11 protein-coding genes and 1 pseudogene are annotated in these 12509 nt (G+C 42.2%); all 12 read left to right on the forward strand.

Annotated elements, in window-relative coordinates:
• Positions 1 to 66 precede the first annotated feature (66 nt).
• The 12 genes and pseudogenes from ACTS60_RS22710 (at position 67) to pheT (ending at position 12431) form a co-directional block, all read left to right on the forward strand.
• Positions 67 to 1482 (forward strand): diguanylate cyclase, encoded by a 1416-nt coding sequence (locus tag ACTS60_RS22710; RefSeq protein ID WP_440890091.1) that lies wholly within the window; start codon positions 67 to 69, stop codon positions 1480 to 1482.
• Positions 1483 to 1883: 401 nt separating this feature from the next.
• Positions 1884 to 3812, forward strand: a complete 1929-nt coding sequence (gene thrS / locus ACTS60_RS22715; RefSeq protein WP_440890092.1) for a threonine--tRNA ligase — start codon at positions 1884 to 1886, stop codon at positions 3810 to 3812.
• Positions 3813 to 3815: 3 nt separating this feature from the next.
• Positions 3816 to 4367: a translation initiation factor IF-3 gene (infC, locus tag ACTS60_RS22720; protein WP_081469140.1), complete on the forward strand. Its 552-nt coding sequence runs from the start codon at positions 3816 to 3818 to the stop codon at positions 4365 to 4367.
• Between the two features lie 123 nt (positions 4368 to 4490).
• Entirely contained in the window at positions 4491 to 4685 is a 195-nt protein-coding gene (gene rpmI, locus ACTS60_RS22725) for a 50S ribosomal protein L35 (protein WP_009705876.1), read from the forward strand.
• Positions 4686 to 4725: 40 nt separating this feature from the next.
• The gene (rplT, locus tag ACTS60_RS22730) at positions 4726 to 5079 is read left to right on the forward strand and encodes a 50S ribosomal protein L20 (RefSeq protein WP_004727974.1); all 354 of its coding nucleotides are present in this window, start codon (positions 4726 to 4728) and stop codon (positions 5077 to 5079) included.
• A 191-nt stretch (positions 5080 to 5270) separates the two neighbouring features.
• Positions 5271 to 5378 (forward strand): annotated as a pseudogene (locus ACTS60_RS22735) (VOC family protein); the annotation flags it as partial.
• A 1-nt stretch (position 5379) separates the two neighbouring features.
• Complete coding sequence (locus ACTS60_RS22740; RefSeq protein WP_440890093.1) at positions 5380 to 5694, forward strand: heavy metal-binding domain-containing protein; 315 nt, start codon at positions 5380 to 5382, stop codon at positions 5692 to 5694.
• A 144-nt stretch (positions 5695 to 5838) separates the two neighbouring features.
• A complete protein-coding gene (locus ACTS60_RS22745) occupies positions 5839 to 6294 on the forward strand; it encodes a hypothetical protein (RefSeq protein WP_440890094.1) in 456 nt (151 codons plus the stop codon).
• A gap of 339 nt (positions 6295 to 6633) precedes the next feature.
• Positions 6634 to 7443 (forward strand): helix-turn-helix domain-containing protein, encoded by an 810-nt coding sequence (locus tag ACTS60_RS22750; protein ID WP_440890095.1) that lies wholly within the window; start codon positions 6634 to 6636, stop codon positions 7441 to 7443.
• Positions 7444 to 7687: 244 nt separating this feature from the next.
• The gene (locus ACTS60_RS22755) at positions 7688 to 8806 is read left to right on the forward strand and encodes a GGDEF domain-containing protein (protein ID WP_440890096.1); all 1119 of its coding nucleotides are present in this window, start codon (positions 7688 to 7690) and stop codon (positions 8804 to 8806) included.
• A 235-nt stretch (positions 8807 to 9041) separates the two neighbouring features.
• On the forward strand, positions 9042 to 10025 hold the full coding sequence (gene pheS / locus ACTS60_RS22760) for a phenylalanine--tRNA ligase subunit alpha (RefSeq protein WP_005439802.1): 984 nt from the start codon (positions 9042 to 9044) through the stop codon (positions 10023 to 10025).
• An 18-nt stretch (positions 10026 to 10043) separates the two neighbouring features.
• Positions 10044 to 12431, forward strand: a complete 2388-nt coding sequence (pheT, locus tag ACTS60_RS22765; protein ID WP_440890097.1) for a phenylalanine--tRNA ligase subunit beta — start codon at positions 10044 to 10046, stop codon at positions 12429 to 12431.
• Positions 12432 to 12509 lie beyond the last annotated feature (78 nt).

The raw sequence follows: 12509 nt of genomic DNA on the forward strand, positions 1-12509 counted from the left end.
AAAATGAAGCGTGATAAAAAGAGATTTTTACCTTGAATCCCATCCAAGAGAGTTCATGAGGTATGCATGAGAAGTAAGTGGCAACGGTTTGATGGTCATATACTTGAGACGGTTAGAGTTGCGATAGTCGTTATCTTGGTGTTTTCTATTCTTAATGTTGCTCATTTTTACATGGCACTTGAAATTTTTCAGAAAAATATTTCTGATACAGCTCTTCAAAGAACTACTAACTATATTTCAAGAACGCTAGAAGATGTTAATAATACGTATACATGCTTAAGCAAAACCTTGGCAGAATTATATGAGTATAAGCTACAGAACCATTATAATATTGAAGAGATATTGCTAGACCTTAAGAGTAAAAAAAAGCAACTTTCTGTTCATACTATTGGTTTGGTGGATATTAGAAATAATCTCTATTTGGATAGTTTTGGTCGTGTGCTTTCAATTGATACAACGTCGGAAAGAGATAGGTGGGTTCAAGAGTTTATAGATCAAAAAGAAGATTCTCGATATCATTTCTACGACCCAGACCAATCTGAGTATGAGCCGTTGTACTCGTTTTATTATGATCACAAACTTAAAAATCATCTTGGCCAAGTTATCGGTATTTTTGGTGTAGGAATAAACTATGAAGCGTTTTACAGAAAGGTTCAGGGATTGGATGAAAATGTCAGTGTTTTATTCTTAACCAAAGATGGAGAAGTAAGGCTTCCGAAGAAGATAAAAGGAGAGTCTATATTTACTCTTTTCCAGAACATATCTTATGAACAGTATGAAGCTGCTAAAAAGCAGGACCGTATTGTTTATGAATACAGCTTAAATAAGAGTGAGTTGTTATATATACACCATTTTAAAGAGATTAATAGAATGCTTCTCATTAAAATGGATATTACAGATTATTATGTTCAATCAATAAGGCAACATTTATATTCGTTCCTTATTGGTTTAGGATTGACAGTAGTTATTGTGATCTTAAATCTATTTAATCTTCTTTATCAGAATAAAAAATTATCACGTACAGCTTATTATGATTCACTGACTTTTTGTCGTAATCGGCAATACATCGAAAGTAGAAAGCAAAAACGTGGTTATTGGCAAGATGTTCAGCAATCAGGGTGTTCAATGATTGTCTTTGATATTGACCATTTTAAACATGTTAATGACACACTTGGTCATCTAGAAGGTGATCGTACCTTAACGCAAGTCGCGACAATAGTTAGACGTTGCTTAAGAGAGAGTGATGAGTTTATTCGGTGGGGTGGGGATGAATTCATTATCCTTTTTGACATTAAAGCTCAAGAAGTTATTCATATTGCCAATAGGATGCTGGAGAGTGTTGAGAAAGAAACGATGGTTTCATTGTCTATCGGCATTACAGATATTCTGATAAACGACAGTTTTAAATCTGCGATGGATAGGGCCGATTTAGCTCTATATGATGCAAAAAAGAGCGGCAGAAATCAGATTAAAGTACGTTAGATAAATATTTGTTTTTAAGGGAGTTGGTGCTTAAATGTATCTCTGCTTTCTTTGCCCGAAATGCGATTTGTTATGTTTAAAGATAGACTTCTTAGTCGTATGTTTTTGTAGCCAATCTCAATAGGGCGAAACCAATAATAGTTCTGGATTTGTGGCATCTCAATGGTTGGAATGCTTACTTCTTATTACAGTAATAATAGAAGCAGAGAAAGCGGTTGTGATTTCATGTCGTTTCTTTACAATGCTCGTTCGTACAAAAAAGGTGTACATCGGTATTTGTACCAAGTTTTGTACCAACAACGTTTAGCTATCATTAGCTGAACGACGAAATCATTGCTACAAATGCAAAAAACTAAAATCATGTGTTGCTTGGTATGCAACACCACTGTAAAGGATATAGCATGCCTATTATTACTCTTCCTGACGGCAGTCAGCGTCAATTTGACAACCCAGTTTCTACTATGGAAGTTGCGCAATCGATCGGTCCTGGTCTTGCAAAAGCAACTATCGCTGGTCGTGTAAACGGTAACCGCGTTGATGCGTGTGATTTAATTGAAGAAGACGCAAGCCTAGAAATCATCACAGTTAAAGATGAAGTAGACGGTCTAGAAATCGTTCGTCACTCTTGTGCTCACCTTCTTGGTCACGCTCTTAAACAGCTTTACCCTCAAGCTAAAATGGCGATTGGTCCAACCATCGATAACGGTTTCTACTACGACATTGACCTAGACGAGTCTCTAACGCAAGACGATCTTGAAAAGATTGAAAAGCGCATGAAAGAACTAGCGAAAACCAAGTACGAAGTTGTTAAGAAAAAAGTAAGCTGGCAGGAAGCACGTGATACGTTTGAATCACGTGGCGAACCATACAAAGTGGAAATCCTAGACGAAAACGTATCTCGTGATGATCGTCCAGGTCTTTACCACCATGAAGAATACATCGACATGTGTCGCGGCCCTCACGTTCCTAACATGGGCTTCTGCCAACATTTCACTCTATTGAATGTTGCAGGTGCTTACTGGCGTGGTAACAGCGACAACAAAATGCTTCAACGTATCTACGGTACTGCTTTCCACGATAAGAAAGCACTGAAAGCGCATCTAACTCGCTTAGAAGAAGCGGCGAAACGTGACCACCGTAAGATTGGTAAGCAACTAGACCTATTTCACATGCAGCAAGAAGCACCAGGTATGGTGTTCTGGCACCACAATGGTTGGTCTATCTTCCGTGATCTAGAAGTATTTATCCGTGCTAAGCTAGATGAATATGGCTACCAAGAAGTAAAAGGTCCTCTAATGATGGACCGTGTTCTTTGGGAACGCTCTGGTCACTGGGACAAATACGCAGACGCAATGTTCACAACTTCTTCTGAGAACCGTGAATACGCGATTAAACCAATGAACTGTCCTGGTCACGTACAGATCTTTAACCAAGGTCTAAAATCATACCGTGACTTACCGCTACGTATGGCTGAGTTCGGCTCATGTCACCGTAACGAACCATCTGGTGCACTACACGGCATTATGCGTGTACGTGGCTTCACTCAGGATGACGCTCATATCTTCTGTACTGAGAGTCAAATTCAAGAAGAAGTAACAAACTGCATCAAGATGGTGTACGATACGTACCAAACATTTGGTTTCGACAATATCGTAGTGAAACTGTCTACTCGTCCAGAAAAACGTGTAGGCTCAGATGAAATCTGGGATCAATCAGAAGAAGCACTAAAACAATCTCTAGAATCAATGGAAATTCCATACGAGATTCAAGAAGGTGAGGGTGCATTCTACGGTCCTAAGATTGAATTCACGCTATACGACTGTCTAGATCGTGCATGGCAGTGTGGTACTGTTCAGTTAGACTTCAACCTACCAGGTCGCTTAGGTGCAACTTATGTAGGTGAAAACAATGAACGTCTTGTTCCGGTGATGATTCACCGTGCAATTCTAGGTTCGCTAGAGCGTTTCATTGGTATTCTTATTGAAGATTATGCAGGTTTCTTCCCAACTTGGTTGGCGCCGGAACAGGCAATTCTTATGAACATTACTGATAAACAGTCAGATTATGTTCAAGAAGTAGTACAAAAACTACAAAAAAGTGGAATTAGAGCTAAAGCGGACTTGAGAAATGAGAAGATTGGCTTTAAAATCCGCGAACACACTTTGAAGCGTGTACCGTATATGCTTGTTGTCGGTGACCAAGAGATGGAAGCAGGCGAAATCGCAGTACGTACTCGTAAAGGTAAAGATCTCGGCAAATTTAAAGTGGATGATTTCATTTCATACATCCAAGACGAGATTTCAAGCCGTAAGCTCAATCTGGAGGAATAAGCTATTAAAGGCGGAAGACGCGGCCAACAGCCGGTAAAACAAAACCCACACCGTATGAACGGTGAAATTCGTGGCGTTCGTGAAGTTCGACTAACTGGCGCTGACGGTGAATCAGTTGGTGTTGTATCGATTCAAGAAGCGATCGCAGCTGCTGAAGAAGCAGGCATGGATCTTGTGGAGATCAGTCCTAACGCTGAGCCGCCAGTATGTCGTGTTATGGACTACGGCAAATTCCTCTTTGAGAAGAGCAAATCTGCTAAAGAGCAGAAGAAAAAGCAAAAGCAGGTTCAGATTAAGGAAGTAAAATTCCGTCCTGGAACTGATATTGGAGACTATCAGGTAAAACTACGCAACCTGACGCGTTTCCTTGAAGAAGGCAACAAAGTGAAGGTAACAATTCGCTTCCGTGGCCGAGAAATGGCACACCAAGACATCGGTGTTGACGTTCTAAATCGCTTGAAAGAAGACACTGTAGACTTTGCTGTAGTGGAATCTTTCCCAAGTAAGATTGAAGGTCGTCAGATGATCATGGTTCTTGCCCCTAAAAAGAAGTAATTAACGGCTCATCAAGTAATTAAGACCTAGCCGCCTTTCCTTCTAATAAAAGGTATAGCGGCTGGGTTTTGTTCGCCCTAATTACGTTGTTTATTAAACCTACTCAATGCGGAGTTATTCATCATGCCTAAGATGAAAACCAACAAAGGTGCTGCTAAGCGTTTTAAGAAAACTGCTGGTGGTATTAAGTACAAGCACGCTACTAAACGTCACATCCTGACTAAGCGTACTACTAAGAACAAGCGTCAACTACGTCCAAATGCAATTCTTCCACGTTGTGAAGTTGCTGCAGTTGTTCGTATGTTGCCATACGCTTAATTCTTTATAGTTATCAATCGTTTAGTTTAGGAGAAGCATAATGCCTCGCGTAAAACGTGGTGTACAAGCTCGTGCACGTCATAAGAAAGTTCTAAAACAAGCTAAAGGTTACTACGGTGCACGTTCACGTGTTTACCGCGTAGCTTTCCAAGCAGTTACTAAAGCTGGTCAATACGCTTACCGTGACCGTCGCGCTAAGAAACGTCAATTCCGTCAACTATGGATTGCACGTATCAACGCAGCATCTCGTCAAAATGGTCTATCTTACAGCCGTTTCATCAACGGTCTTAAGAAAGCATCTATCGAGATCGACCGTAAGATCCTAGCGGACATCGCAGTATTCGACAAAGCAGCATTTGCTGTTCTAGTTGAAAAAGCGAAAGCTGCTCTTTAATTAGCAGTTTAGGATTAAGAAAAGGAGAGCATTAGCTCTCCTTTTTTATTGCCTTCTGTTTTACTTGTCATAAACTTTCCCGTTTCCCGTTTCCCGTTTCCCGTTTCCCGTTTCCCGTTTCCCGTTTCCCGTTTCCCGTTTCCCGTTTCCCGTTTCCCGTTTCCCGTTCAAGGTGTGTTCTACAGGGGAAGGATGGAGCAGTTCAAAGAACTGGCGCAATTAGTAACAGTCTATTGGTTTACAATAGAGCCCCAGATGGTAACTTGATTGAGCTATCTAACTATCTTACTGAGGGATAACATGATTTATTCAACAACAGAGACAATTCCAGGACGAGAAATAGCCGAGATAAAAGGTGTTGTGACAGGGAATGTAGTTCAGTCAAAGCATATTGGTCGTGATCTAATGGCTGGCTTAAAAAGTATTGTTGGTGGTGAAATTCGGGGTTATACAGAAATGATGACTGAAGCCAGAAATATCGCTATTCAACGCATGGTAGAGGATGCCGCGAACCTAGGAGCAGATGCTGTTGTTGGTATTCGTTTTACCACCAGTTCGATCGTCGATGGTTCTTCAGAAATTCTTGCATTCGGCACCGCCGTAAAGCTTGTCTAGAAATGGTTGGCACTGTACGGTGTGTTGCAAGGTCATGATTAATAAGATGGATTAGTAAGCTCTTCCTCGGCTAACCATCTCAAGTAAAAACGCAGATTGTCGATTGTGATTCATAATCCGCCCCCTAACAAGGGAGGTGTATTTATGCGTGATACGGTGTTAAACAATACGATTGTGACTTTCTGCGTTTGCTTACTTGTTGCGACGTTAGCGACTAAAGGCAATCTACTTACCACCATGTTGTCTTTTCCTATCGACTTCTTGGGTTTACTTACTTTATTACTTTTATCTTGGCTTGTTTCCGGTGTGGCGATTCTTCACTTGGAGAGGGGGCAGTGGAAAGAATCTATCTTGATGTTCCTGATGTTGTATTACCTTGCTTTTGGTATTTTTTCTGATGGCAATACGAAGGGTATCGAGCATTCAGTTGGTGTAATTGAAAAGCTCAAAATGACGTTGGTTCATATCGTGATATCAGTATCTAGTATCTACATTCCTATCATTATTGTCGGAATCTCCGTTATCCACTTACTGTTTTTACGTGCTCACCTGGTTGATGTCGATCGTAGTGTTTGCAAAAAAGCAATTTACCGAAAATAAACATCACGACATTGCATAAAAATGCAATTTTGCCAGCATGCTTTTTAGGATGAATATTCTAAATTAGGATGATGCTTTGAGTAAGAAATACTCAAAGTACCGCTCAAAAATAGCATTTAATGCGACAAATAGCATGTTGTTTGCAATGTTTATAATCTGATTGATTTGCAATTTATAATGAAACTGAATGCATTTTGATGGGTAGTGTTGGGCTCACAAATGTGAGGGATGGTATATTAATTCATACTTTTCTTATAAAAATATGAACTTATGTCTTGCTACTTGGTTCTAAATTGTTACAAATATAATATAAACGTAACAGAGAACTAGGAATTTTTAATGAGAGAACTCACTCCCGAGTACTTGTTGGCCGCATTGAGGCAGGCGATAAAAACAAAAGGGCTAACGTATCGAGAGCTATCAGAAAAAATGGGGATGCCACTGTCCACCTTTAAGCGCCATCTTACCAGCACCAACCTAGCTTTAGATAAACTGCTAGAGTACTGCCGAGCAGTAGATTGCACGTTAGATGAGTTACAAAAACTGGCGAATCAACTTCAAGCTGAAGATCAGGACTACTTTAGCCATACACAAGACGAAGTCTTTTTTCAATTTCCACACTTGTATGATTTCTATCGTGAGTTACGCATGCTACGTGGGAAAGACGGCTACAGTATTCTTATGAAAAAGTATGATCTTTCAAAACAAAGCATGTCAGATTATCTGGGAGCGCTCGAACTGCTCGATCTGGTTTATGTCGACGAGGAAAACAACATCACGTTGCATGGTCCTCTTTATTATAGTTATGCCGACAACTCAAAGCTTAACGACAAATATACTGAGATAATTAAGGAACAGACTACGACTCATGAAAAATGTGTACGAGTAGCCTTGTCTCGCATGAAAATTACAGAAGAGCAATTACTACTATTGGAAGAACAGGTGGCAAATACCGTTCTCGACTTTCACTCAAAAAACGTGGTTGCTGAGAATTTCAATGTATCGGACTTTACCAATGTTTTGTTGATTGCGGGGCCACATCAACCTGTTACTTTTTCGGATGGTATTATTCAAACGGAAGAAAACTTTATCGATGATATTCGTTATGCGATAGCCTCGGCAGGTGATAAACCTAGCTTATCTATATAAACGCCTATCGATTTTTCGCACCTTCTTCATGGGACGAATTTGTTGAGCTCAATCCGATACGACTTTAGGTTGGATTAGAAAGCTAAGTTAAAAGTTGTATGGTATGGAGATCTATATCATTATTTTGGCTGACTATTAAAGCAATTACAGATGTTTATCGTTACTATTCCTTATATTAATTGTGGTATTGGTTGCTGCACATAAGCAACCGGGTATGCCCGCTAGTTGGTTAGGAGTTGTAACGGTGAATTCATTTCGTTGGGATAAGTATTTTGAAACTGGGATAGACCTAGTCGATGAGCAGCACCAGTATCTCGTAGAATTCATAAATAAATATGGTGAGCTCATCGCGCACAACAACATATCACTGCAAGATATTCAATTAGCTTTATTTGAGCTTTCTCGCTACGCAGAGTTCCACTTCAAAGAAGAAGAAAACCTAATGCGAGAAGTTGGAGTCCACTACGATCACATTCAAAAGCATATACAGGTTCATCGTTCTTTCATGACAGACATTGTCAGTATGCAAAGCTTTATTAGTGATGAGAACAAAAAAGCAGCGGAGCAACTTCTTGATTTTCTAATTCATTGGTTGGCATACCATATTCTGGGCATTGACCAAAATATGGCTCGTCAAGTTGAAGCGATCAAAAATGGTAGCTCAGCGTTGGAAGCTTATGAAGCCGAAGAGCGTAAAGCTGACGACTCTACAGAGCCTTTGCTTGAGGCATTAAGCGCACTCTTTCTCCAAGTGTCAGAGCGAAATCGTGAGTTATTGAAGCTTAACTTGGTACTAGAAGAAAAAGTAGCCGAGCGAACTAAACAGCTATCTCAAGCCAATAAGCAACTGGAAGAACTATCACTCACTGACTCGTTGACTGGGTTACCTAATCGTCGCTCAGCAATTCGTACGCTTAAAGATTGTTGGCAAGAGCAGGATATGGAGCTAGAGCCTTTAGTTTGTATCATGATTGATGCTGATTATTTTAAACAGGTGAATGACACCTGTGGCCATGATGCTGGAGATATTGTGCTCTGTGAGTTGGCCAAGGCGTTAAGACATTATTTCAGAAGTGATGATATTGTCTGTCGTCTAGGTGGTGATGAATTCTTAGTAATTTGTCCAGAAACACAGCTAAAAGGCGGTTTACATGTCGCTGAAGCGGTAAGAAAGCAAATTTCTCATATCCTCATACCAACAGGTCTTGAGCCTTGGCGAGGCAGTATAAGCGTGGGTGTTGCTGAGCGTCGCAACGAAATGAAAACGTATACTGATCTCATCAAAGCTGCCGATGAGTCTGTCTATTTAGCTAAACAAAATGGCAAAAACACAGTGTGCTCAGTCCAAGAGCCATCGCTGTGATTAAGTAAGTAAAAACACAACCATAGTGTATCTAAAAACGCACTCGAGTTTATTGAGTGCGGTATCAAGGTTTGTATGGTTAGTTGTTTTTTTGCGTTTTTGCCTTCTTTTTATTCAATAACCTCTTCTTTTCGTAATTCAATTTGGCATTGGTGGCTGGTTTGGCTACTATGTACAGCTATCAAAAAACCAATCACTCCTTTATGGACACTACCAATAGGTAGATGAGGAAACGATGCAACATCTAGAAGAGATCATTGCTAACGCGAGTGCAGCAATTGAAGCTGCAGAATCGCTAGTCGTACTTGATGAAGTGCGTGTTCAGTATCTAGGTAAAAAAGGTGAGCTAACGGCTCAACTTCAAAGCCTAGGTAAACTACCACCAGAAGAGCGCCGTGAAGCTGGTCAAGAGATCAACAAAGCGAAAGGCGTAGTTCAGCAAGCTATCGCAGCTCGTAAAGATGCACTACAACGTGCAGAGCTAGAAGCGAAGCTAGCAGCAGAAACGATTGACGTGACACTACCAGGTCGTCGTATCGAGAACGGTGGTCTACACCCAGTTACTCGTACTGTTGAGCGTATTGAGAAGTTCTTTGGCGAACTTGGCTTTAACACAGAGTCTGGTCCAGAAATCGAAGATGCATTCCACAACTTTGATGCACTAAACATCGCAGCTGATCACCCAGCGCGTACTGACCACGATACTTTCTTCTTCAACCCAGATTTGATGCTTCGTACTCATACGTCAGGCGTACAGATCCGTACGATGGAAAATGGTAAACCACCATTCCGTTTCATCGCACCAGGCCGTGTATACCGTAACGACTACGACCAAACACACACGCCAATGTTCCACCAAGTGGAAGGTATGCTGGTTGATGAGAACGTAAACTTCGCACAGCTGAAAGGTATCCTGCACGATTTCCTATGTAACTTCTTCGAAGAGGAAGTGGAAGTACGTTTCCGTCCATCTTACTTCCCATTCACAGAGCCTTCTGCAGAAGTTGACGTGAAAGGCAAAAACGGTAAATGGCTAGAAGTACTGGGTTGCGGTATGGTTCACCCGAACGTACTACGTAGCGTAGGCATCGACCCTGAAAAATACTCTGGTTTCGCATTCGGTATGGGTGTTGAGCGTCTAACAATGCTTCGTTACGGCGTAAACGACCTACGTGCGTTCTTCGAGAACGATCTTCGTTTCCTAAAACAGTTCAAGTAATCCAGGGGATAAATCACTATGAAATTCAGCGAATCATGGCTTCGTGAGTGGGTTAGTCCTTCGATTACCACTGACGAACTAACTCACCAAATTACAATGGCGGGTCTAGAAGTTGATGACGTGCTACCTGTAGCAGGTACGTTCAACGGCGTTAAAGTTGGTCACGTTGTTGAATGTGGTCAACACCCAGATGCAGACAAGCTGCGCGTGACTAAAGTTGACGTGGGTGAAGAAGAGCTTCTAGACATCGTTTGTGGCGCATCTAACTGTCGCCAAGGTCTGAAAGTAGCAGTAGCAACGGTTGGTGCTGTTCTTCCAGGCGATTTCAAAATCAAAAAAGCGAAACTACGTGGTCAACCTTCTCACGGCATGCTTTGTTCATTCACTGAACTGGGTATCGACGTTGAGTCAGACGGCATCATGGAGCTAGCAGAAGACGCAGTAATCGGTACCGATTTCCGTGAATTCCTAGGTCTAGATGACGTAACAGTAGACGTAGACCTAACAGCGAACCGCGCTGACTGTTTCAGCATTCGTGGTCTAGCTCGTGAAGTTGGCGTACTAAACCGCGCTGACGTGACTGAGCCATCAGTAGAAGCAGTAGCGGCTTCAATCGAAGACAAAGTGTCTATCGAAGTGAAAGCGCCAGCTGCGTGTCCACGTTACCTAGGTCGTGTGGTTAAGAACGTAAACGTTCAAGCAGAAACGCCACTATGGATGCAAGAGAAATTGCGTCGTTGTGGTATCCGCTCTATCGACCCTGTAGTAGACATCACTAACTACGTTCTTCTAGAGCAAGGCCAACCAATGCACGCATTCGATCTAGCGAAGATCGAAGGTGGCATCGTCGTTCGTATGGCTGAGCAAGGTGAGAAGCTAACACTTCTTGACGGCAGCGAAGCAGAACTAAACGCAGATACACTAGTAGTAGCAGACCACAATAAAGCACTTGCAATCGCAGGTATCTTTGGTGGTGAAGAGTCTGGTGTAACCACTGAGACTAAAGATGTTCTACTAGAGTGTGCATTCTTTGCACCTGACCATATCCGTGGTCGCGCACGTAACTACGGTCTTCACACTGATTCTTCAATGCGTTTCGAACGTGGTGTGGATTACGCACTGCAAGTAAGCGCAATGGATCGTGCAACTCAGCTTCTTGTTGAAATCTGTGGCGGTGAAGTAGCACCTGTTGTTGCTGTAGAGTCTGAAGCAGACCTACCTAAACCAAACAAAGTTGCTCTACGTCGCACTAAACTAGACAACCTACTAGGTCACCACATCGCTGATGCTGACGTAGTAGAAATCCTAGAGCGTCTAGGTTTGACTGTTGAAGCTTCAGAAGAAGGTTGGCTAGCAGTAGCACCAACATGGCGTTTCGATATCGCTATCGAGCAAGACCTGATTGAAGAAGTTGGCCGTATCTACGGTTACGACAACATTCCTAACCAACACCCAGCAGCAGCACTTAAGATGCACAACCACGTTGAAGCGGATCTTCCACTGAAACGCGTTCGTGATCTTCTTGTTGACCGTGGTTACCACGAAGCAATTACATACAGCTTCGTTGAGCCTGAACAACAAAAGCTAGTTGTACCTGGTGTTGAGCCTCTAGTGCTTCCAAACCCAATTTCTGCAGACATGTCAGCAATGCGTCTTGGTCTTATCCAAGGCCTGCTGAACACGGTTGTTCACAACCAGAAGCGTCAACAGCCCCGCGTTCGTCTATTCGAATACGGCCTACGTTTCATCCCATGTGAATCTGCAGAAAACGGCATGCGCCAAGAGCCAATGCTTGCAGGTGTTATCGCAGGTACTCGCGGTGAAGAGCACTGGGATATCGAAACTAACACTGTTGATTTCTTCGACCTTAAGGGCGATTTAGAAGCGATTCTAGAGCTATCTGCTAACGAAAAAGCATACTCTTTCGCTGCAGCTAAGCACCCAGCACTTCACCCAGGTCAATCTGCGGCAATCATTGTAGATGGCAAAGATGTGGGCGTGATCGGTACAGTTCACCCTGAGCTTGAGCGTAAGTTCGGTCTAAACGGTCGTACTATCGTATTCGAAATCGAATGGTCTGCAATCAACAGCAAAGTGATCCCAGAAGCGGTAGCACTTTCTAAGTTCCCTTCAAACCGTCGTGATATCGCGGTAGTAGTGGACGAAGCTGTAGCATCTGGTGACATCGTTAACGCTTGTCTAGAGCAAGGTGGCGAGTTCCTTAAAGATGCGAAACTGTTCGACGTTTACGTAGGTAAAGGCGTTGAAGAAGGTAAGAAGAGCCTAGCAATCGCTCTGACTCTACAGTCACTTGAGCGTACGCTTGAAGATGCAGATATCGCTGGTGCGGTTGACGCTATCGTTGCTCACGTTTCTGAGAAGTTTGGTGCGTCTCTGCGTGACTAATATCACGTAACGTATCTTCTTAAGAAATGAAAACCCTGCCAGTTTGGCAGGGTTTTTTGTATTTTGGGAATAGGGAAT

Source organism: Vibrio sp. WZ-1 (assembly GCF_052037695.1).
Lineage (GTDB): Bacteria > Pseudomonadota > Gammaproteobacteria > Enterobacterales > Vibrionaceae > Vibrio.

Excerpts from the sequence above, each read along its gene's own strand:
- pheS (WP_005439802.1), top strand. The coding sequence starts at position 9,042 with ATGCAACATCTAGAAGAGATCATTGCTAACGCGAGTGCAGCAATTGAA.
- ACTS60_RS22745 (WP_440890094.1), top strand. The coding sequence starts at position 5,839 with ATGCGTGATACGGTGTTAAACAATACGATTGTGACTTTCTGCGTTTGC.
- rplT (WP_004727974.1), top strand. The coding sequence starts at position 4,726 with ATGCCTCGCGTAAAACGTGGTGTACAAGCTCGTGCACGTCATAAGAAA.
- ACTS60_RS22710 (WP_440890091.1), top strand. The coding sequence starts at position 67 with ATGAGAAGTAAGTGGCAACGGTTTGATGGTCATATACTTGAGACGGTT.
- ACTS60_RS22740 (WP_440890093.1), top strand. The coding sequence starts at position 5,380 with ATGATTTATTCAACAACAGAGACAATTCCAGGACGAGAAATAGCCGAG.
- pheT (WP_440890097.1), top strand. The coding sequence starts at position 10,044 with ATGAAATTCAGCGAATCATGGCTTCGTGAGTGGGTTAGTCCTTCGATT.
- rpmI (WP_009705876.1), top strand. The coding sequence starts at position 4,491 with ATGCCTAAGATGAAAACCAACAAAGGTGCTGCTAAGCGTTTTAAGAAA.
- ACTS60_RS22750 (WP_440890095.1), top strand. The coding sequence starts at position 6,634 with ATGAGAGAACTCACTCCCGAGTACTTGTTGGCCGCATTGAGGCAGGCG.
- thrS (WP_440890092.1), top strand. The coding sequence starts at position 1,884 with ATGCCTATTATTACTCTTCCTGACGGCAGTCAGCGTCAATTTGACAAC.